Source organism: Clostridium amazonense (assembly GCF_056431285.1).
On the sequence record NZ_JBWKMH010000031.1, the window covers coordinates 406306 to 429778 of the forward strand.

Annotated in this window: 23 protein-coding genes; 18 read left to right on the forward strand and 5 right to left on the reverse strand. The window is 25.6% G+C overall.

The features are described from left to right. Positions 1–190 precede the first annotated feature (190 nt). The 4 genes from AC07E4_RS14110 (at position 191) to AC07E4_RS14125 (ending at position 4883) form a co-directional block, all read left to right on the forward strand. Complete coding sequence (locus AC07E4_RS14110) at positions 191–490, forward strand: DUF898 family protein (protein WP_203226295.1); 300 nt, start codon at positions 191–193, stop codon at positions 488–490. A gap of 132 nt (positions 491–622) precedes the next feature. Then, positions 623–1630, forward strand: a complete 1008-nt coding sequence (locus AC07E4_RS14115; protein ID WP_203226296.1) for a YeiH family protein — start codon at positions 623–625, stop codon at positions 1628–1630. A gap of 159 nt (positions 1631–1789) precedes the next feature. Continuing rightward, on the forward strand, positions 1790–2665 hold the full coding sequence (locus tag AC07E4_RS14120; RefSeq protein ID WP_478216732.1) for a potassium channel family protein: 876 nt from the start codon (positions 1790–1792) through the stop codon (positions 2663–2665). A 190-nt stretch (positions 2666–2855) separates the two neighbouring features. Further along, complete coding sequence (locus AC07E4_RS14125) at positions 2856–4883, forward strand: carbohydrate-binding domain-containing protein (RefSeq protein ID WP_478216733.1); 2028 nt, start codon at positions 2856–2858, stop codon at positions 4881–4883. An 855-nt stretch (positions 4884–5738) separates the two neighbouring features. Here AC07E4_RS14125 and AC07E4_RS14130 read toward each other — a convergent pair. The 4 genes from AC07E4_RS14130 to AC07E4_RS14145 all read right to left on the reverse strand — a co-directional run bounded on the left by AC07E4_RS14130 (position 5739) and on the right by AC07E4_RS14145 (position 9239). Then, positions 5739–6995 carry a sensor histidine kinase gene (locus AC07E4_RS14130; RefSeq protein WP_478216734.1) on the reverse strand — a complete coding sequence of 419 codons (1257 nt, stop codon included), beginning with the start codon at positions 6993–6995 and terminating at the stop codon, positions 5739–5741. A gap of 2 nt (positions 6996–6997) precedes the next feature. Further along, positions 6998–7669 (reverse strand): response regulator transcription factor, encoded by a 672-nt coding sequence (locus AC07E4_RS14135; RefSeq protein ID WP_430830392.1) that lies wholly within the window; start codon positions 7667–7669, stop codon positions 6998–7000. A gap of 134 nt (positions 7670–7803) precedes the next feature. Continuing rightward, positions 7804–8493, reverse strand: coding sequence for a DUF4956 domain-containing protein (locus tag AC07E4_RS14140; protein ID WP_478216735.1), 690 nt, complete (start codon positions 8491–8493; stop codon positions 7804–7806). After that, positions 8487–9239, reverse strand: a complete 753-nt coding sequence (locus tag AC07E4_RS14145; RefSeq protein ID WP_040328365.1) for a polyphosphate polymerase domain-containing protein — start codon at positions 9237–9239, stop codon at positions 8487–8489. Before AC07E4_RS14145 ends, AC07E4_RS14140 begins: the two co-directional genes overlap by 7 nt. Before the next feature lie 411 nt (positions 9240–9650). Between AC07E4_RS14145 and AC07E4_RS14150 the strand changes: the two genes are divergently transcribed. Beyond that, complete coding sequence (locus AC07E4_RS14150) at positions 9651–12587, forward strand: insulinase family protein (RefSeq protein WP_478216736.1); 2937 nt, start codon at positions 9651–9653, stop codon at positions 12585–12587. 316 nt (positions 12588–12903) lie between these two features. Here the strand turns inward: AC07E4_RS14150 and AC07E4_RS14155 are convergent, their stop codons facing one another. Next, complete coding sequence (locus AC07E4_RS14155; protein WP_040328368.1) at positions 12904–13209, reverse strand: hypothetical protein; 306 nt, start codon at positions 13207–13209, stop codon at positions 12904–12906. Positions 13210–13747: 538 nt separating this feature from the next. Between AC07E4_RS14155 and AC07E4_RS14160 the strand changes: the two genes are divergently transcribed. From AC07E4_RS14160 to AC07E4_RS14220, 13 genes are all read left to right on the forward strand, one after another. Then, positions 13748–14242 carry a MarR family winged helix-turn-helix transcriptional regulator gene (locus tag AC07E4_RS14160; RefSeq protein WP_478216737.1) on the forward strand — a complete coding sequence of 165 codons (495 nt, stop codon included), beginning with the start codon at positions 13748–13750 and terminating at the stop codon, positions 14240–14242. Continuing rightward, on the forward strand, positions 14217–14714 hold the full coding sequence (locus AC07E4_RS14165; RefSeq protein WP_478216738.1) for a GNAT family N-acetyltransferase: 498 nt from the start codon (positions 14217–14219) through the stop codon (positions 14712–14714). Before AC07E4_RS14160 ends, AC07E4_RS14165 begins: the two co-directional genes overlap by 26 nt. 364 nt (positions 14715–15078) lie before the next feature. Beyond that, positions 15079–15525, forward strand: coding sequence for a DUF2712 domain-containing protein (locus AC07E4_RS14170; RefSeq protein ID WP_478216739.1), 447 nt, complete (start codon positions 15079–15081; stop codon positions 15523–15525). A gap of 84 nt (positions 15526–15609) precedes the next feature. Then, positions 15610–16428, forward strand: a complete 819-nt coding sequence (locus tag AC07E4_RS14175; RefSeq protein ID WP_478216740.1) for a hypothetical protein — start codon at positions 15610–15612, stop codon at positions 16426–16428. A gap of 34 nt (positions 16429–16462) precedes the next feature. Next, complete coding sequence (locus tag AC07E4_RS14180) at positions 16463–17245, forward strand: hypothetical protein (RefSeq protein ID WP_478216741.1); 783 nt, start codon at positions 16463–16465, stop codon at positions 17243–17245. A gap of 92 nt (positions 17246–17337) precedes the next feature. Further along, a complete protein-coding gene (locus AC07E4_RS14185; protein WP_478216742.1) occupies positions 17338–18120 on the forward strand; it encodes a hypothetical protein in 783 nt (260 codons plus the stop codon). 104 nt (positions 18121–18224) lie between these two features. Next, positions 18225–19019, forward strand: a complete 795-nt coding sequence (locus tag AC07E4_RS14190) for a hypothetical protein (protein WP_478216743.1) — start codon at positions 18225–18227, stop codon at positions 19017–19019. Between the two features lie 108 nt (positions 19020–19127). After that, positions 19128–19922, forward strand: coding sequence for a hypothetical protein (locus tag AC07E4_RS14195; protein WP_478216744.1), 795 nt, complete (start codon positions 19128–19130; stop codon positions 19920–19922). A 132-nt stretch (positions 19923–20054) separates the two neighbouring features. After that, the gene (locus AC07E4_RS14200) at positions 20055–20747 is read left to right on the forward strand and encodes a hypothetical protein (RefSeq protein ID WP_478216745.1); all 693 of its coding nucleotides are present in this window, start codon (positions 20055–20057) and stop codon (positions 20745–20747) included. Continuing rightward, positions 20740–21615: a hypothetical protein gene (locus AC07E4_RS14205; protein WP_478216746.1), complete on the forward strand. Its 876-nt coding sequence runs from the start codon at positions 20740–20742 to the stop codon at positions 21613–21615. Before AC07E4_RS14200 ends, AC07E4_RS14205 begins: the two co-directional genes overlap by 8 nt. A 20-nt stretch (positions 21616–21635) precedes the next feature. After that, positions 21636–22301: an ABC transporter ATP-binding protein gene (locus tag AC07E4_RS14210; protein ID WP_034439505.1), complete on the forward strand. Its 666-nt coding sequence runs from the start codon at positions 21636–21638 to the stop codon at positions 22299–22301. Continuing rightward, positions 22291–22866, forward strand: coding sequence for a hypothetical protein (locus AC07E4_RS14215; protein WP_478216747.1), 576 nt, complete (start codon positions 22291–22293; stop codon positions 22864–22866). The genes AC07E4_RS14210 and AC07E4_RS14215 overlap by 11 nt, the downstream gene beginning before the upstream one ends. Before the next feature lie 206 nt (positions 22867–23072). Further along, positions 23073–23471, forward strand: a complete 399-nt coding sequence (locus AC07E4_RS14220) for a GntR family transcriptional regulator (RefSeq protein ID WP_478216748.1) — start codon at positions 23073–23075, stop codon at positions 23469–23471. Positions 23472–23473: the final 2 nt, after the last annotated feature.

The following is a 23473-nucleotide window of genomic DNA, read 5'->3' on the forward strand; positions in this document are numbered from 1 at the left end:
TAAAGTTATTTAAAGTGACAGTCATTAAAAAATAGTCAATAAATAAATGACTGTCACCTATAAATTATGACTGTCACTTATAAGTCACCTACAGTTTAGTTAAGGATTATTTAAGGATGAATAAATGTATAGTTTATGTTAGAAAGTTACTATACTATTATAGATATAACAAATGAGGAGGAAGGATATTATGTCAAGATTTGAAGGTGGATTATTAGGTCTGATATGTGTTAATTTATTAGCAGCTTTAATAAGTGTTGTTACTTTAGGGATAGCAACACCATGGGCTATGTGTATAAAGTATAGATGGGAAATAGAGAATACAGTTATAGAAGGAAGAAGACTAAGGTTTATAGGCAGTGGTGGTAGTTTGTTTATGAATTATATAAAATGGTGGATGTTGACTATTATAACATTTGGAATATATGGTTTTTGGTTATATATAAAGTTAATAGAGTGGAAGACTGAAAATACTGTTTTTGATAATTAGATTATAAATAATCATTAATAATATTAATTATTATCATATGAACAATTCATTTTACTTATGATTTATCAGTGATTATACTATTACTTGTGATTAGGAAATTAATTAAATTTTTATATAAAGAGGTAATGGTATATGATGAAGAAAATAAAAGAAATTATTCCAGGACTAGTCGTTTCAATAGGTGTAGGAGTTTTGAGTATATTTATAGGGCAGTTTGTTCCAAAGTTAGGAGCTGCAACAATTGCTATATTTTTAGGGATGATTGTTGGAAATCTATTTTTAAATCAAGAAATTTTTCAAAAAGGATATAAATTTTCAGAGACAGACTTATTATCATATTCAATAGTATTATTAGGGGCAACATTGAGTGTTTCAACATTAATGGAGCTAGGAATTGGAGGAATTACATTTATTGTATGTCAAATGACTGTTACTATAGTTGGTGCTTTGTTTATAGGAAAGAAATTAGGCTTTGGAGAAAATTTTAGATTTATGATGGCTAGTGGAAATGCAGTTTGTGGTTCATCTGCAATTGCAGCTACAGCACCTGTAATAGATGCAGATGATAAAGAAAAGGGAATAGCAATTACAATAGTTAATGTAACTGGCATATTTTTAATGTTTTTATTACCGCTTATTGCTAAGGTTCTTTACAGTCATGAAACTATGCAAACGTCAGCGTTGATTGGAGGAACATTACAATCAGTTGGTCAAGTTGTTGCAAGTGGGGCAATGGTAAATGAATCAGTAAAAGACCTATCTACTATATTTAAAATTGTAAGAGTTATATTGCTTGTAGTAGTAGTGCTTGTATTTGGTCATTTAAAGAATAAAAATAATGAAGAAATAATTGAAGAAGAAGCTATAGATGTAAAAAAGGGCAAGGTAAAAATACCTTGGTATGTAATAGGATTCTTTGTTACTTGTGCATTGTTTTCATTAGGAATCATATCTAATGATGTATCAATGTTATGTAAAACAATAAGTAATAAGCTTGAAATATTTGCTTTAGCTGCAATAGGATTAAAAGTAAATGTTAAAGATTTAATAAAACAAGGAAAAGCAGTATCACTTTATGGATTGTTTGTTGGATTACTACAAATAGTTTCAGCAGTTATATTAATAATGATTTTCCTATAATATAATAGATATATTAGATAGAGTTAAAAGATGATGAAAATAAATCTTTTAACTTTATTTTTTTACTTAAATATTTAAAAGTAGAAATAAATAATTTTACTGTAGTATAATTACTTTAAATTTATATAAAATATTTTATATGGTAAATGGAGATTATTTATGGGAAAATTTTTTATGATTGCAACTACAATTATCATATTAATAATTGTGTTTATTAGAAAAGTTTATAATAAGAAAACAGTATATTCACTTAAAAAAGGAATAAAAGATATAAATAACTATTATAAATCCTTATTTAAAGAACGAAATGCAATTGGGAGATTGATGCAAACTATACTTTTAGTATTAGCACAGATATTTATGATGATAAATATTACAACGGGAATTATAAAGTATTTAGATGTAGCAGAGAACATTTATGTAAATTTAATTACAAAAACAATAATTATAGCTTGTATAATTAATGGGATTTATTTTATAGTAGGATATATTCTTTTAATTTCATCTAAAGTATATAAGTTATTTTATACAGTTGAAGATATGAGTATGAAAATAGACTTATTAATTAGTTATTTTATATTAAATATATATTTTACTATTCTTATATTTTTTCCAAGTGAATTTGCAGACACTTGCTATATTGGTATGATTGGAGTTGCTATAAGTCATTTGCTAAATTTAAGAATTCTTATTAAAGTTATAAGAAATCCTAGAAATATAAGTGGGAAGAGTTCCGAAAAAGTGGATTCAAGAAGTATAATTATAGTTTCTATAGTTATATTAATTATGATAATTTTAAATTTATTTTTGGGTGTATGCCTTGTTGAGAGTATGAATGCAAATGCATATTCTGGTAATCCAAGCAAATTTGATTTATTCTACTATACAATAATAACTTTTACTACTATTGGGTATGGAGATATAGTGCCTATATCAGTTTTAGCAAAACTTATGAGTATAATAATTGCAATAACAAGTGTTATATGTCTTACTGTTTTTTTAGGATCAGTTTTAGGAAATAAAGAAGAACATTAAAAAAAGATGACTGTCACCAAATTTTATTTTGGTGACAGTCATCTTTTTTTCAATAAAACACCTAGATATGAATTTTGCATTTTAAAATTCTAATTTGAAACTTAAGTTTGGTTTAAGGTACAAGTGTTATTATTTCATTAACGATGAAAGAACTTTATTTTTTATATAAATATAAAAAGGAGAATTTATTATGAAGAGAAAATGTATATCAATTTTAATAGCATTAACATTATGTTTAACAGCTACAGCTTGTTCAAGCAATACAAGTACCAATAATTCAAATGAAGTTAGTAAAAGTTCAAAAATAGATATAAAGTCATTAGATAATGAAACTGTAGGGGATGTTGATACAATTATAAAATTAGGAAGTGATATGTCGGTTCAGGGAGAAGGAGCTTCCATAGATAACAACAAGATAAATATTACAAAAGCTGGAACTTATAGCATAAGTGGAGATATGGAAGATGGACAAATAGTAGTAAATGCAAGTTCAGAAGATAAGATATATATAATATTAAATGGTGTAAATATAACATCTAAAAGTAGTGCGCCTCTATATGTAAAGAGTGCGAAAAAATGTGTGCTTGCTTTAGAGAAAGGTACAGAAAATACTTTTACAGATGGGGAAAGTTATGTATTAGATGATGAAGCTAATAATGAACCTAATGCATCAATTTTTAGTAAGGATGATTTAACAATTATAGGGGAAGGTAAATTAATTGTTAATGGGAATTATAATAATGGAATTGCAAGTAAAGATGATTTGAAAATACAAAGTGGAGAAATAGTAGTTAATGCAAAGAATAATGGGATAAAGGGTAAAGATTGCATTAATATATCAAGTGGAAATTTAACAATTAAATCAGAAGGTGATGGCTTAAAAGCGGATAATACAACAGATGCAACTAAAGGATATATATATATTGAAAATGGGAGAATTAATATAACATCAGGAGAAGATGGAATTCAAGCTGAAACAGAATTGCTAATTGCAGATGGAGACATTACAATTTCTTCAGGTGGAGGAAGTGCTAATAGTAGTTCTAAGAGTGAAGAGTTGAGTATTAAGGATAAGATGAAAGGTGAAAAATTTGATCCTAATGCTTCTGAAAATATAGATCCAAAAGCTGTAAAGCCTCAAGAGCCACAAACTAATACGACAAATGAAACAGAAGAAGAATCTACTAGTAGAAAAGCAATAAAAGCAACAACTAATATAACTATAGATAGTGGAAATATAAAAATAGATTCATCAGATGATTCTATACACTCAAATGGTGATTTAACAATAAATGAGGGAACATTTGATTTATCATCTGGAGATGATGGAATACATGCAGATTCTACAGTAACAATAAATAATGGAATTATAAATGTAAAAAAATCATATGAAGGAATTGAAGGACAAGTAATAAATATTAATAATGGAGATATTCATGTTACTGCTAGTGATGATGGAATAAATGCAGCTGGAGGAAATGATAGTTCATCGGTAAATGGAAGACCAGGTCAAAATGAATTTGAATCTTCAGGAAGTGGAGAAATTAATATAAATGGGGGAAATATTTTTGTAGATGCAAGTGGTGATGGGTTAGATGCTAATGGTTCAATTAACATGACTGATGGAGTTGTAATAGTAAATGGACCAGAAAACAATGGAAATGGAGCACTAGATTATGATGGAAAGTGTGAGGTTAGTGGAGGAACATTAATTGCAGCAGGAAGCTTAGGAATGGTTCAAACACCAAGTGATTCATCTAAGCAAAATACATTAAATATAAGTTTAACATCACAAGAAGCAAATACTTTAGTCAATGTAAAATCAGAAAGTGGTGAAGAGATTATTACATTTGCACCATCAAAATCATATCAATCACTTGTTATATGCTCACCAAATATAAAAAGTAATGAAAAATATTTAGTTTCAGTAGGGGGATCTTCAACTGGAAAACAAGTAGATGGATTATATAGTGATGGAAAATATTCAGGTGGAGCTAATGTAGGCGACATAGAAGTTACAAGTGTTATAAATAACATTACACAGGAAGGTGCCACTCAAGGTGGAGGCATGGGCGGTGGCCGTGGTGGAAATAAGGGTGGACGTCCAGAAGGTGAGATGAATGGAGAAAATTTAACACCACCAGGAAAAGAAATGAAAAATCCTAATGATGCTGAAACATCAGCAACACCAAAAAACGAAAATAATAGTCAATTATAAGAAGTATATATAAATTTGAATAGAAAAGGGTGAATTATTTAAGATAATTTACTCTTTTTCATTGTATTTTATTCTAAATGCAATGATGTATAGTACATTTAAAATTATTAATGACTGTCACTAATGATGATAGTGTATTTAAATTAGGGCCCGCCAAGATTGAAATCTCGGCTACAAAGAAGAAAAAAATGTGACAATATATGTAGGGTGGAATTCATTCTACCAGGAATTAGGAAATGAGAAAAATCAAAGTCCGCCAAGGTTAAAACCTCAGCTACAAGTGAGAAAGAAAATTTGTTTTCAATATATAGGCCAGGTTTTAACCTTGCAAAACGTTATTTAAATATATATTTTAGCTTACAAAAAAGACAGTCACATAAATTAATGACTGTCACCAATGATGAGAGTGTATTTAAATTAGGGGCTGCCAAGATTGAAATATCAGCTACAAAGAAGAAAAAAATGTGACAAGATATGTAGTAGGATGAAATTCATTCTACCAGGACTTAGGAAAGGAGAAAAATCAAAGTCCCCCAAGGTTAAAACCTCAGCTACGAGTGAGAAAAAAATTTGTTTCCAATATGTAGGCCAGGTTTTAACCTTGCAAAACGTTATTAAAATATATATTTTAGCTTACAAAAAAGACAGTCACATAAATTAATGACTGTCACCAATGATGATAGTGTATTTAAATTAGGGCCCGACAAGATTGAAATCTCGGCTACAAAGAAGAAAAAAATGTGACAAGATATGTAGGGTGGAATTCATTCTACAAGGACTTAGGAAAGGAGAAAAATCAAAGTCCGCCAAGGTTAAAACCTCAGCTACGAATATGAAAAGAAAATTTATTTTAATTTATTGAGGCAACTCTATAATGAAGGAAGTAGATTTATTAATTTCGCTTTCAGCATAAATTTTACCTTTATGTTGTTTTACTATAGAGGTTGCAATAGAAAGTCCTAAGCCATAACCACCAGTTTTTCTATCACGAGAACTATCAACTCTATAAAACCTTTCAAATATTTTTTCAAGATGTTCAGGTGCTATTCCTTCACCAGTATTTTTTATAATTATTCTAACCTTATTTTTTTCAATGGACATAGAAACTGTTATTTTTCCTCCTGGATTAGTGTGTTTAACCGCATTGTCCATTATAATACTAAATAGTTTTTTTATACTTTCTTGATCTCCATTTATTAAAACATCATTTTGAATATTTGATTCTAAATCTATTTCGTTTTCATAAAGAACAGCATCAAACATTAAAATCATATTGTTCATAATTTTACTTATATTTATAGGGGTTAATGTAAGTTTGTTTTCAGCAATATCTAATTTAGCAAGTGATAACATTTCATTTATAAGTGTAGACATTCTATCAGCTTGTGCATTTATATAATTAATCCACTTTGATTGATTTTCTACTGTGTCTTGTGGATTACTAAGAATTAAAGATGTGTTTGTTTTTATTATAGTTAAAGGTGTCTTCAATTCATGAGATGCATTTGCAATAAATTCCTTTTGCTTTTCAAAAGTTTCTTTTATCGGAGCTATAGTTTTATTAGTAAGATAAACACTTATTACAAATAAAGCAATTAAGCTTATAGAACCTATTAAAAGAAAGTTTTTTAATAGCTCAGCCATTAGGTACTCATAGTGGCTTCTATCTACAAAAGCAATTTTACGTCCAAATTCACTAGTATACTTTAAATATGAATAATTAGTACTATCTATAGTTATTGTCCCAGAAGACGATTCAGTATTTAAAGTTGTGTTTATAGCATTTTTAAGTATAGCATCATCAATATCTACACCAAATGATTGAAATTTTTTTAGAATATTACCTGTATTATCAACCTCAACAACAATGCTATCTGAATTTGGAATTGGTTTATGATTAGCTTTAATTAATTCATTAGAAGTTTTATCAAATTCCTTAATTTTAGGTTTATTAATATTACCGTTTTTTATCAAATTATCAAGAGTCATATTAATTTCCCTATTTATATTTGTTGAAGTCATTATATAGATAGTTCCAAATATAGCTAAAAACACTACAGTTAATAACATCATATTTATTAGAATAAATTTTGATTTAAGTTTATCAAACATATTTATTCCTCCAATCTATATCCAACTCGTCTAATAGTAGTAATTTTCACATTGGAATTTAAATGAGATAATTTCTTTCTTAAAAAAGATATATAAACTTCAATATTATTATGTTCAACTTCAGATTCAAAACCCCAAAGTTTAGTTATTAAGTCATCTTTACTTACTACAATTTTAGGTCTTTGCATAAAATATTTTAGAATTTCAAATTCTTTTAAAGTCAGTGTCAATGAATTATCATACACTATCATTTCATATGTAGCTAAATTTAAATTTATATCACTAAATTTAAGTATATTTTCATTAACAAATTCACCATTTCTTCTTGTAAGAGCTCTTAATCGTGCAAGCAATTCATCTGGTGAAAATGGCTTTGGCAAATAATCATCAGCACCAGAATCAAGACCTATAATTTTGTCTTCTATGCTACCTTTAGCTGTAAGCAAAATTACTGGTGTAGAGATATCTTTTTTTCTAATTTCTTTTAAAACATCTAAGCCATTTAATTTTGGAAGCATAATATCTAAAATTATTACATCATAAACATCTGTAAGTGCATATATAAGCCCATCTTCACCATCAAACAAAGCATCAACAGAATACTTGTTTTTAACAAGGATTTGCTTTAATGCTTCAGAAAGTTGTATTTCATCTTCTATTAGTAATATTCTCATCTAAATCACCTCATAACATATAATATATACAGTTTTAATTTTTATAATTAGATTTTAACATTTTAACCTTAAATGAAAATTAATTTATAAAAAAATCCCTGAATATATTTTAATAATACATTCAAGGATGGAGGTTAGCCATATATTTTTTCTTCAAAACCATTAAAAGTTAAACTAATATTTAAATTACCATTTCTAGAGCGTAGTGAATCTAAAAACTCTTTTTGATTTATATCTTCTTTTAAATAAATCATGTAACTAAGTTCAAATAATGCTCCAAAATCTCTAGTTCTTACCTTTTGCATTTCATGGAAAGTAGTATAAGTATTTAATATATCTTCAAAAATGTCTTCATAGTTTAATTCTTCAGGAATAGTAATTTTGAGTTGCATAATCTTACCATTAGGTGCAGCAAATTTTGTTACAGAAAGAACAAACATTAAAAGACAAAGTATAGTTGTAAATATTACAGCATATCCAATATAACCCATACCACATGTAAGTCCTACAGCTAAAGTAAAGAATACATAAGAAATATCTTTTGGATCGCCAGGGGCACTTCTAAAACGAATAATTGAAAATGCACCAGCTAAACTAAATGCTCTAGCAACATTATTCCCAACAAGTAGTATTATAATTGAAATTATAACAGGTAACATTATTAATGTAATTGTAAAACCTTGATTATACCCATTTTTTTTATTAGTTTTCATATATACAATACTAATTATTAAACCAAGTATAATAGAGGAAGCTATAATTATTAGTGCGTTAGCCAGGGTAAACGATTCTCCTGTAGTTGATGATATTAGTGTATTTAACATATTGCTTTTCTCCTTTCAACAATGCCATATCTTTTTTTATAAGAATAATCCATATACTCATTTCCGTACTTTGAAAAATGTGTATTATATATTTCTAGTTCAGAAAGTATTTTAGTAAACCACACAGGGATTGCTCCCAAAAACTTAACTTCCATAAGATATTTATTTGTTCCTAAAATATCATTTCCAAAACATCCCTCTTCTAGGGACAAATAATCACGTCGTGTTAATATTTTAGAATCAAAGGTTATTCTAAAATCTCTATCATCTTTTGCAAACAAGGCATTTCTTGTATAAGCAATATAAACTTTAGGCTTAACTTTATTTTTGCTAAGATAATATTCAATCTCCCGTATAACTTGATTATTTATATAATCATTAGTAATAGGTGGTTTTCCAGATTCTAAAAAATCGTAAGCTTCTTTAAGTGTAAGAACTACTCTACGCTTGCTGACAATCCCATTAATCTTCTTTTTTAATTCAAGGAAAACTTTACTATTTAAATTAGTAGGATTTGTGTAAGTTCTTAATCTAAGTTTTTCCTTATAATAAGGACTTGCAATGGAATGACGTATTACATCATCAGTATCTGTATCATAATATATATTGAAAATATCATATGTTTTAGAAAGTTTACAATATTCATCTTGTGTCATATAAGGTTCTAATTTCAAAAGCAAATTATCATATTCAGTTTGGTTTAATATAAATTTTTTTTCAAAACGTTTAAAAGATTTTATAGCCATAAGTATTTACCTCCCATAAAAGTTGTTTTCGTTTCTATGAGTAAATTATAAAATTATAAGCTTAAACAAATCTTAAATTAAAAAACAAATTTTAAATAATGATAAAAACTTTAAAAGCTAAACTTAAAACACTATAAAAATAAAGGACATAACAGATTTTAAACTTTATATGAATAAAAATTTAAAAGTATTTACTTAAATGTAAAAAAGTGATAAAGTCAAAACATAAAGTTTATTAAAAGGAGGTCATTATAATGAAAAGATTAATATATATAAGCAAATTTAATAATATTTTAAATGACCTTGATTATAAATTTTAAAAATTTTTTATTTGATATTTTAAGTCATAGGGTAATTTAAACTCTATGGCTTTTTATATTGTTTTAGAAATGATGGGGGAGATGATTTAATATGAATTTTAAAGTCGATGAAATGTATCATGGTTTTAAATTATTAAGAGAAGAAAAAATTTGTGAAGCACAATCTATAGCTAGAGTGTTCGAACATGTTAAAAGTGGGGCTAGACTATTACATTTAGCAAATGAAGATGATAATAAATTATTTTCTATAGGCTTTAGGACAACTCCTACAGACAGCACAGGTGTTGCTCATATTTTGGAGCATTCTGTACTTTGTGGATCAAGAAAGTTTAAAGGAAAAGACCCATTTACTGATATAGCAAAAAGTTCATTAAATACTTTCATAAATGCTATGACATACACAGATAAGACAATTTATCCTGTTTCAAGTAGAAATCACAAGGATTTTATGAATTTAATGGATGTGTATTTAGATGCAGTGTTACATCCAAGAATATATGAAAATCATGAGATATTACGTCAAGAAGGTTGGCGCTATGAAATTGATCCAAATACTAATAAATTATGTTATAAAGGTGTAGTTTATAGTGAAATGCAAGGGGCTGTATCTTCACCAGAAGAAGTAATGGCAAGCAAAATATATAGTTCATTATTTCCAAATACAACATATGAATTTGTTTCAGGTGGAGCACCAGAAGACATTCCTAAATTAACACAAGAACAATTTGAAAAATTCCATAGTAAATATTATCATCCAACTAATAGTTATATATTTTTATATGGTAATCAAGACTTAGATAATTGTCTAAAATTTATAAATGAAGAGTATCTTGATGAATTTGATAGAATAGAAATTCCTTCTTGTATAGAAGATACTAAGATTTTTACTAATATTGAGGAGCAAATAGTAGAATATTCTATTAGTGAAGAAGCTGATGACAAAAATAAATCTTTCTTAGCATTAAACTTTGCGTTTGGAGAAACAAAAAATGGAGAAGATTATTTAGCATATCAAATACTTTACGATATGCTTATAGAATCTAGTGCATCGCCAATTAAAGAAGCTTTGCTTAAAGCAGGTATAGGAGAATGCATAATAGATATAGATGAAATGAATATGGACCCAACTAAGGAAATGTTATTTCCAATAGTAATAAAAAATGTTGAGGGAGATAAAAAGGATGAATTTAAAGAAATTATATTCAATACTTTAAAGGAACTTGTTGAAGATGGCATAGATAAGGATAAATTAAAAGCATCTATAAATACATTAGAATTTGTACTACGTGAAGCAGATTCTTTGCAAATTGCTAACAAAGGAATTGAATATAATGAAAGAGTGTTAAATAGTTGGTTATACGATGGTGATCCATTAACACATTTAAAATATGAAGAGAATCTTAATAAAATAAAAAATGCTATAAATGATGGATATTTTGAAAAATTTATAGAAGACAATATGATTAACAATAAACACTGCTCATTAGTAGTTTTAAATCCTAAAAAAGGATTAGAAGTAGAGAAAAATAGATTATTAGAAGAAAAACTACAAAATTATAAGAATAGTTTAAGTGAAGAAGAATTAGAAAAGCTTATGGAAAGAAATGAAAAATTACATCAAGCTCAATTAAAAGAAGATACAGAAGAAGAAAAAAATACTTTGCCTAAATTACCTATGGAAGAAATAGATAGAAAAGCAGAGAAGATACCGAGTGAAGTAATTAAAAATAAGGATTATACATTAATAAAAACTAATTTAAATACTAATAAAATTGCATATATAAATTTCTTATTTGATGCTACATGTATTGATGAAGGCAATATTAATTATTTAGGGTTATTAAGTGATGTATTAGGTGAAATGGATACTAAAAAACGAAATTATTCTAAGCTTATAACAGAAATTCAAAAAAATACTGGTGGTATACACTTTGAAAATGAAGTTTATACAGAAAAGAATAAGAGCATGGAATATTACCCTAAATTTACTATTAAATCAAAGGTTATTTCAGAAAATATAAGTGTATTATTAGAATTAATTAAAGAAATAATATTTGATACTAAGTTTGATGATAGTGCAAGATTAAAACAAATTATTCAAGAGATAAAATCTAAACTTCAAATGAAATTAATAAATGCTGGACATGTAATTGGAATGAATAACGTATTATCAAAAGTTTCATGCAGCAGAGAGTATAGTGATAGGGTAACTGGTGCTTCATATTATAAATTTATATGCAATTTAGAAAATAACTTTGAAAATAATGTAGATGAAATTAAAAATAAACTTTCAAAGGTTTATAAAACTATATTTAACAAAAATAATTTAATTGTATCTATAGTTGGAGAAAATGGTGAAAGTGATAGATTAACATCTAATATAAACACAATTTTAGATAGTATGAATAATATCAAATATGAACCTTTTAAATTAGAAGAGAAAAAAGGCAGGGATATTGAAGGAATAATAACTGCTAGTAATGTACAATATGTAATAAAAGGATTTAACTTTGCAAAACTTGGATATAAGTATTCAGGTAATCTAAATGTACTTGAAAATATATTAGAAAATGAATATTTATATCCTATGGTTCGTCTTCAAGGTGGTGCATATGGTTGTTATATGAATATAAATAAAAATGGAAATATGGCATTTTTCTCTTACAGAGATCCAAGTCTTACAAAAACAATAGATGTTTATAATGAAACTTATAAATTTATAGAGAAAATGGATTTCAAAAAAGATGATATGGATAAATTTATAATTGGAACAATAGGTAGAGTTTATGAACCACTAACAGTATCACAAAAGGGTGAGAAGGCAGTTAGTAATTATATTTGTAATGTAACTTATGAAGATACACAAAGAGAAAAAGATGAAATTTTAAATACAACACTTGATGAAATGAAAGAATACACAAATATGATTAAAGAAGGTATGAATGAAAATTACTGTACAGTAGTAGGTAATGAAAGCAAAATTAAAGAAAATTCATCTATATTTAATAAAATAGAAAAGCTAATATAAAAAATTAAGGCATCCATTTATATGAAGAATGGATGTCTTAATTTTATAAATTAAAACAAAATATGATAGTTATTATAAAACAAATATTTATAAATATTGTAGTATAAAGAATGAATTGTTTATACTTAGTGTTTTTAAATCGTTTAAAAAGAATTAGACTATTAAGAAGTATAAATATAAATAGGAAAATTAGATATTTTAATATGAAAATCACCACCTTGATGAAAATATATACTAATTGTGTCATAAATACATATATTAGTAAATGAAATACTAACAAAAAAACCTCTCAATATATTATGAGAGGTTTTTTGTATTATTTATTTATCCAGTCAATTACTCCAGGAGTTAAAGATGCAACATTTTCTTTATCTACTTTAGTAACAAAAATTGTATCATCTTCTTCAACGAATTCTTTAAGCTTTTCTAAAATTTCATTAGCACTTAAATCCGTTTTAACTAAAAAGCTAGTAGGCATAAAATGTGCCCAAGAACCTAATGCTTTTATGTTACCAGTAATTGCATAATCGTCACGATGATGATGGTGATGTTCATGGCTATCTCCACATCCACAAGAATGAGATTCTTCTTTTAAATAATAAGTAATTGTATAAATTGACATAATTCTACCTACCTTCATTGTTAATTTAATTGAAATTTGAAAATTGAGAATTGAAAGTGACCAGTAAAACTGAGTTTATAGGTATTTCTATTCTTAAATGTTATTATAACCTTTATAGGCGAGAATTAATTCTTGCCAAACGTCACTTGAATATATTTTTAAAAAATATTTATACTCAAATCAAGGACAGCCAAGATTAAAAATTCAGCTACCAAACTGATATAGATTTTATCTACAAAGAAAAAGTAAAATGTGCCAATTCACTTGTAGGAAAGGCTTCAACCTTGCCTAGTCACATTTGGATATATTACTTTCTAATTTTTATATAACATTTTAATTTTCGATTTCTCAATTTAAATAAGATTAATTTAATCGTCTAGCTTGTTTACCTAAATATATAATAATATATATTTCAGATAAAAGCTATACATTATCACAAAATAATGATAATTATTTTCAATTACATTATTATAGTTGAAATTTCAACTATAATAATGTAAAATATAAATTAATTAAGTTGAATATTCAACTAAATGAGGTGATAATTATTAAAAATTTAGAATGTGAGATATTAAGACAAATAGGTGCATTATCAAGAGCAATACATTATATTAGTGACGAAAAATATAAAGAAATAAATTTGCAGAAAGGGCAATTTATATTTTTGACCCGTATATGTGAAAATCCAGGTATAAATCTTATTACTTTATCAAATATGCTAAGAGTTGATAAAACAACTACTACAAAGGCAATTCAAAGATTAATTGATGGTGGATATGTAATAAAAGAAAAAAATGAAGAGGATAAAAGAGGATATAAACTAAAGCCAACAAAGGAAGCTCTAAATATATATGATTTTGTAATTGAAGAAGAAAATAGAAATATAAAAGTTTGTTTTAGAAATTTTACTGAAGAAGAAAAAACATTAGCTACTAATTTTATTAAAAGAATGGCTGAGAATACAAAAGATGATTGGAAATTTATGAAAAGAGAAAGGGAGTGCACTAATGATAAGAAAAGCAAAAGAAGATGATGTATTAAAAATAATGGAAATAATAAAATCTACAGTAAAAGAAATGAAAGGTTACAATAATACTCAATGGGACGAGAACTATCCAAGAGATATAGATTTTTTCAATGACATAAAAAATGGAGATTTGTATGTTGAAGAAATCGAAAAATCTATAAAAGGATTTGTATGTATAAACTATGTTGAACCTAATGAATATAAAGATTTAAATTGGTCATCTAATGAAAAGTGTATGGTAATTCACAGAATGGCAGTGGATTCTAATTTTAGAAATAAAGGAGTAGGTAAAAAATTAATAAGTTTTGCAGAAGAATTAGCAAAGGAAAATAATATTAAATACATAAAAACTGATACATACTCAATAAATACAAAAATGAATTCATTATTTTTAAAATGTGGGCTGAAGCTAATTGGTGAAATGAGCTTTTTAGGCAAAGAAAAGCCATTCTACTGTTATGATAAAATTTTATATTAAAAGTATATTAAAAATTCACACTTAAAAGGTGTGAATTTTTTATTTAAAGAATAAATTAATTACAAAATATGTAAAAGTTTACACAAATGATACATAATATACATAAAAAAGAAATAGAATAATGAAACAATAAATATATGAGAAATGTAGTAATTTTGAAATTTTACATTCTTTTATATGATTATTTAATATGTATTAAATAATTATATAGCTAAAACATTTATGCTAGGGGTGAAAAAGAGATTACATGAGAAAAATTTAAATTTATAAGAAGAACCTATGAAATTTTGATAAGAAACAAATTTAAAGATAAAAGTTTATATAGATTAAATAATTATTAAATTTTTTTAGGGGGAGTAAAGAAATGAAAAGTAAGAAAACAATTTCAAAAGTATTAGTAGGAGCAATGGTATTTATGTCAGTTACTTCAGCAGGAATGGCATCAGTTAAGGCAGCAGGAAATATTGAAGATAAACCATATAATTTTAAATTTACAATAGTAAATGATGAAAGAGCGTTACAAAGTTTAGATAAGCTAGATTATACATCATGTTATATAAATAATTATGGTTCACAAGCTGGTGTTAATGCAGATGTATGGGCTACCGATAGAAGAGATGAGTATAGTGGGAATTTTAGTTTAAGAGCAAATTGTAATGCAAATGGAAGACAATTTGTAGCTAAAGGACAAGTAAAGTATTTACCTAATTATGTAAAAGAAAATGGATATAATACATGTACACTTGTGTTAACTCCTGGTGGTGCTATAAGAACTCCTGTTGAAGGGGTATGGAGTCCAGACAGTATATAAAATAATAATATATATGAAGTGATAAAAATACCACTTTTATTTTAAACAATAGAAGTGGTATTTATCATATAAAGGAGAGTTAAAATGGGAAAAATATTCAAATTAGAATTATCAAGAGCTATAAAAAGTAAGGCTATGTTAGGAACAATTTTAATTGGTTTAATTATAACTATAGCTCATAATATTCAATATAATACTGCCGCAATTAATTTTATTAAGATGGCAAGTAAATATCCTAAACCTATGTATTCACCACCTAATACATTTACTGAGTGGATAGGTGCAAGTTATACAGCAGAATCATTTTTATATTATTTAATAGTACCTATTTTAGCATGTATACCTTTTGCAGATTCTTTTTTTACAGATAAAAAGAGTGGATATATAAAAAATGTACTTATAAGAGCTAATAGAAAAGATTATTTTATAGGAAAATATCTAGCTACATTTATAGCAGCAGGCATTGCAGTTGTAATGCCATTAATTGTTAATTTAATAATAACATCAATGTTTTTACCATCATATGTTCCTAATGTAAGCACTTATGGACAAATAGGTCAAGTAAGTATGTGGAGTAAAGTGCTTTTTACTCATCCATATATATATATATTAGGTTATTTAATTATAGATTTTATGTTTAGTGGATTCATTGCAACAATAGGACTTTCCATAAGTTTAATAGCAGAATACAGATTTATGGTAATCATAGCTCCATTTTTAATATATGTATTTATATATTCTGTATTAGGTTCATTTAATTTAGAATCATATATACCACTTATATTTTTACAACCATATTCTTATAAAAACAAATTTATAATTATATTATTAGAGACAGTAATGATGTTTTTAATTACAGCAAGTACATTTTTAATTAAGGGAAGAAAGGAAGACATTTATTAAAAAGTATAAATTAGAAGTATTGAGGTGCTATAAAATGAATAAAAAACAAATAGCTTTGATAGTGTGTGGCGTGATTATGATAATGGTAGTAGTTTACAATAGTTTGCTTAAAAATAATTTTATACCCAAAAATAATGTTTTAAATAGTAAATCAGAAAATAATGAGAAAGATGAAAACATAAAAGATGATAAAAATGAAAAGGAAAATGAACAAAAAGATGGACATGTAATATCAGCAGGTGAAAAGTTGGAAGGAAAACAAATTACAAGTGTTACTGAAGAAACTGATGAAAATGGAGAAGAATTTAAAGTTGGAAAAGAAATAGAGTTTGATGATTCAATTTATATAGTTAATAAAGTAGAGAGAAGTAAAGAACAAAAAAACTTTAAAATGATAAAAGATTATCCTATGGCAAAGGTTAATGAGGAAGGGAAAATTATAGAGGAAAAGACAGTAGAAATTGATGAGGCAGGAAATATAACAAATGAATTTTCATACTTTATTATAAATATGACAATAAAAAATAAAACAGATAAAGTTTTAGAGAAAAACCTAGGGGAATATGGAATTTATTATTATGATAATAACAATAAAATAATAAATGGTGGCTCTGTACTTTTGACCAATAAGGAAAAAGAATATGGAGATAAGAGATATTTTTATTATAATTTACAACCACATGAAGAGTTTACAACAGATTTAATATATATAATGTGGGATGATGAGTTAGATTATAATAATGTTGAGTTAATTATTGGAACTGTAGATTATAAAGCTAGGGGTCAAAATGGAAAAGTATTAAAGGTTAGATATTAATTATAGAAGTATTAAATAGTTTTTAGTTACATCAAAATACATTTTAAAATGAAAGGAAAGACATAAATTTAAAAGTATTGAGGTGCTATAAGATGAATAAAAAACAAATAGCTTTGATAGTGTGTGGCGTGATTATGATAATGGTAGTAGTTTACAATAGTTTACTTAAAAATAATTTTATACCCAAAAATAATGTTTTAAATAGTAAATCAGAAAATAATGAGAAAGATGAAAACATAAAAGATGATAAAAATGAAAAGGAAAATGAACAAAAAGATGGACATGTAATATCAGCAGGTGAAAAGTTGGAAGGAAAACAAATTACAAGTGTTACTGAAAAAACTGATGAAAATGGAGAAGAATTTAAAGTTGGAAAAGAAATAGAGTTTGATGATTCAATTTATATAGTTAATAAAGTAGAAAGAAGTAAAAAACAAAAAAACTTTAAAATGAGAAAAGACTATCCTATGGCAAAGGTTAATGAGGAAGGGAAAATTATAGAGGAAAAGATGGTAGAAATTGATGATCAAGGAAATATAACAAATGAATTTTCATACTTTATCATAAATATGACAATAAAAAATAAAACAGATAAAGTTTTAGAAAAAAATTTAGTTGAAAATGGAATCCATTATTATGATAATAACAACAAAATAATAAATGGTGGATCTGTACTTTTGACGAATAAAGAAGATAATGGACAAGATAAGAGGTACTTTTATTATAATTTACAACCACATGAAGAGTTTACAACAGACTTAATATATATAATGTGGGATGATGAGTTAGATTATAACAATGTTGAGTTAACTATTGGAAGTGTAGAATATAAAGCTAGAGGTCAACAGTCTAAAACATTAAAAGTTAGATATTAATTATAGAAGTATTAAATAGTTTTTAGTTACATCAAAATACATTTTAAAATGGAAGTTAAAGTGAAAGGAAATATATAAATTTAGAAGTATTGAGGTGCTATAAAATGAACAAAAAACAAATAGCTTTGATAGTTTGTGGCGTGATTATGATAATGGTAGTAGTTTATAATAGTTTACTTAAAAATAATTTTATACCTAAAAACAATGTTTTAAATAGTAAATCAGAAAATAATGAGAAAGATGAAAACATAAAAAATGATAAAAGTAAAAAGGAAGAAAATATTAAAGAAGAAGAAAGCAACGGGAATGTTATATCACAAGGTGAAAAATTGGAAGGCAGAGAAATTACAATTGCTACTGAAAGAGAAAATGAAAATGGAGAAGAATTTAAAGTTGGAAAAGAAATAGAATTTGATGATTCAATTTATATAGTTAATAAAGTAGAAAGAAGCAAAGTGCAAAAAAACTTTAAAATGATAAAAGACCGTCCTATGGCAAGAGTTGATGAAAGAGGAAAAATTATAGAAGAAAAAATGGTGGAAATTGATGATGAGGGAAATATAACAAATGAATTTTCATACTTTATTATAAATATGACAATAAAAAATAAAACAGATAAGGTTTTGGAAAAAAATCTAGGAGAGTATAAAATTGACTTTTATGATAATAACAATAAAACAATAAATGGAGCTGCACCAACATTGACAAATAGAGAATATGATGGTCAAGATAGACGTTATTTTTGTTACAATATACAGCCACATGAAGAACTTACAACAGATTTAATATATATAATGTGGGACAATTATTTAGATTATAACAATGTTGAGTTAACTATTGGAAGTGTAGAATATCAAGCTAGAGGTCAACAGTGTAAAACATTAAAAGTTAGATATTAATTATAGAAGTATTAAATAAATAGTTTTTAGTTACATCAAAATACATTTTAAAATGGAAGTTAAAATTAAAGGAAAGATATAAATTTAAAAGTATTGAGGTGCTATAAAATGAACAAAAAACAAATAGCTTTGATAGTTTGTGGCGTGATTATGATAATGGTAGTAGTTTATAATAGTTTACTTAAAAATAATTTTATACCTAAAAATAATGTTTTAAATAGTAAATCAGAAAATAGTGAGAAAAATGAAAACATAAAAGATGATAAAAAAGAAAATGAAAATGATAGTAGAAATGAACAAAAAGATGGTCATGTAATATCAGCAGGTGAAAAGTTGGAAGGAAAACAAATTACAAGTGTTACTGAAAAAACTGATAAAAATGGAGAAGAATTTAAAGTTGGAAAAGAAATAGAGTTTGATGATTCAATTTATATAGTTAATAAAGTAGAAAGAAGTAAAGAGCAAAAAAACTTTAAAATGATAAAAGACTATCCTATGGCAAAGGTTAATGAGGAAGGGAAAATTATAGAGGAAAAGACAGTAGAAATTGATGAGGCAGGAAATATAACAAATGAATTTTCATACTTTATCATAAATATGACAATAAAAAATAAAACAGATAAAGTTTTAGAGAAAAACCTAGGGGAATATGGAATTTATTATTATGATAATAATAACAAAATAATAAATGGTGGATCTGTACTTTTGACTAATAAAGAAGATAAGGGACAAGATAAGAGATACTTTTATTATAATTTGCAACCACATGAAGAGTTTACAACAGATTTAATATATATAATGTGGGATGATGAGTTAGATTATAATAATGTTGAGTTAATTATTGGAACTGTAGACTATAAAGCTAGAGGTCAAAATGGAAAAGTATTAAAGGTTAGATATTAAGTACAAATTCACAATTTGAAATGGAAAGTTTGAGGTGAGAAAATTATATTTAATGATTTAAAACTTTGGACAAGTGATTTTTTTAGAAATATAAAAAATAATTGGATATCAATTTTAAGTTACTTATTTTTTTTGATTATTATGTTATTAATAGATTATAGAGACATTATAATATCAGCAATGAGAAGTAATATACAATTAAGTATTGCAGATTTTCTAATTGCTGTGACATCAGCAAGAAGCGCAACAATTATACTGCCTGTTACTATAATTGTTTTCTTTTTTATAGTTAAAAATGATTTTAATATTTTTTTTGTTTTACAAGAAAAAAATAGAAAGAAACTTTGGTTCAAACAGATATATAAAATAGTATTATTTTCAGTGTTTATAACAATTTATGTATCTATATGCACTTATTTTATAGGTGCTTTGTATTCAACTTCATATATAAATTGGAATAAACCAAATAGTATTTTTAATTTTGAAAACAAAGGACTTCTATTAAAAGTTAGTTTTTTAAAAGTAATAATATACTTCTTTTTAGTGTATTCAATAAAAATGATAGTAATGAGTTCCTTAGCATTACTTATATATTGGATAACTGATAAAAAAATCATTTCACTAGTTATAATAATGGCTATAAATATTTTTGAAAGACATGCAATATTTTTAAAAATATTTAATAGAGTTATATCAATAGATTACAAATTGTGGGTAAATAAACAAAAAATAATTCTAGGAATTTTATATGGAATTGTATTAATTTTTATAATCACTTTAATAGGAAAACATATATCAAAGGGAAAGGAATTTTTAAATGAATAATGCATATAAGAAAAAAGAAAAATCTAAGAATATGTTTTTAATGCAAGTTAAGCATGATTTTATTATGGGAACTATCTATTCATGGAAAAAATATATTATAGTATTTTTAATTTTTTTATTTTTTATAATTAATTTTCAAAGCATTATATCAAGTGAAGTGAAATATAATTCTTTTAAAAATTTGCCCAACTTTTCTGATTATGTAATTGAAATATATAAAGGAAGGACAAGTTTTAATTTTGATAATAAATTAGAAACATTAAAAATACCTGCATCATGGATATTAATAAATATATTTCTTACTTTTATTATAGGATATTATCCATTATTAGATTTAAAAACTTATGGAATGCAAATATTACTTCGCTCAAAACGGAGATACCAATGGTTTCTTAGTAAATGTATATGGGTAATAGGAAATGTTATTATTTATTATGCTATAGGTTATGTTGTGATGATTTTGTTTTCAGTATTTAATGGAGGAATTTCATTAACTCCAACAAATGAAATTAATATGAATATTTCTCAAGTAAATACAACAAGTTTTACATCGCAAACATTTTTTTGTATATGCATACTACTACCTATAATAATATCAATAGCATTATCGTTATTTCAAATGACAGTAGCATTATTTACAACATCTATTTTAAGTAATATAGTTATAATTTTAATACTTGTAATTTCAACATTCTATTGCAATGGAATGTTTATTGGAAATTATTTAATGATACTTAGAAATAGCAAAATAGATTTAAATGGGGTTAATACTATTAATGGATTAATTATAGGAACAATTATAATTATAATATCTATAATTATAGGAATTTTAAAATTTAAAAAAATAGATATATTAGATAAGAATTAGAGTATTATAGGGGGATTAATATGGAGATAGAAGTAAAAAGTTTAACTAAGGTAATAGCAAAAAACACCATACTTAATAATATAAATTTAAAAATGGAACAAGGAAAAATTTATGGTTTAAAAGGTAAAAATGGCTCAGGAAAAACCATGCTTATGAGAGCAATTTGCGGATTAATTTTACCTACTGAAGGTGAAATTGTAATAAATGGTGAAGTATTAGGAAAAGATATTTCATTTCCAAGAAGTATAGGAGCACTTATTGAAAATCCAGGTTTTATAGGAAATTATTCTGGATATAAAAATCTGAAAATTCTTGCAGATATTCAAGGAAAAATTGATGAAGAGCATATTAGAAAAACTATTTCTTTAGTTGGACTTGACCCAGATGATAAAAAGAAATTTAAAAAGTATTCATTAGGAATGAAACAGAAATTGGGAATAGCAGCAGCGATAATGGAAAATCCAGACATTATAATTTTAGATGAACCTATAAATGCATTAGATGAAAAAAGTGTAAAAGTAGTACGAGAGATATTACATGAACATAGAGATAGAGGAGCTTTAATATTAGTTTCTTGTCATGATTCAGAAGAATTGGAGTACTTATCAGATGAAATATTTATAATTGAAAATGGTGCTATTAAAGGACATCGAGAATTGAAAGAAGGTAATATTGATGAAAAATAAAGCTATAAAAATCAATAAGAAAAAAATAATTTTCATAATCATGTTCATTTTAATAGGAATTGCCATTGTCTCAAGATATATATATATAAATAATAAATATCCAAGTCCAATTGTAGAAGAACACAAATTAAATGAAGCAGTAGAATATAATGGAGTAAAAATTACAGCAAAAGAATTTAAATTAATAAAAGATGAAGAGCTTAGAAAAATGGATTTGAAAAATGTAAATATGTATGAAGAAGATGAAGAAAAAATGAATGCTGGTGTGGTAACATTGAACATTAAAAATGACAGCAATGAGATAAAAAAAATAGAAACATATGCCTTTGTGTTAAGCACAATAAATTGGAGAAACGGCTTGAATCTTGAGATGTTTCAAAATTTTAATGATAATGATACTAAATTATATTTAGAACTTAAACCAGGAGAAGAAGTTACTAATAAATATGTATATACGATGATAACGGACCAATTTACTGAGAAATGTTGGAATAATATAGATGATGAAAAATTCAAATTAGTTTTAAACTTATATCCTGTAAATAAATCTATCAATCTTAATTAGTATTAAGATGTTGAAAATATGAATAACCACAAATTAAATTATCGAGGTATAGATAATCTATAAAAATTAAATATTAAAGAGAATATTAAAAATTCGCATCTAAATAGGTGCGAATTTTTTATTAATTAATAAAAAACTATTCTATTTAAGTATTATTTGTATTATAATATATAATACAAATAATACTTAAATAGAAGGTGAAAAATATGATTTTAAAGTTAGACATGTCTAGTAATATACCTATTTATGTTCAATTAAGAAATGAAATTGTTATGGGCATAGGTAGAGGAGAGATTAAGGTTGGAGAAGGACTTCCCACAGTAAGGCAAATGGCAGAGGATATAGGCATAAATACAATGACTGTTAATAAGGCATATAATATCTTAAAAAATGAAGGTTATATTGAAATAGATAGAAGACATGGTGCTAGAGTAAATCCATTGCTAGATACAAGCAAAGAATTTAAAGAAAAAGTAGAAAGTGAACTTGAGCTTATAATAGTTGAATCTGGCTTAAAGGGAATTAATTATGATGAATTTATTAATATGTGTGAGAATATATTTAATAAAATGGATGGTTTAAAGCTTAAAGGAAGTGAGATTTAGAT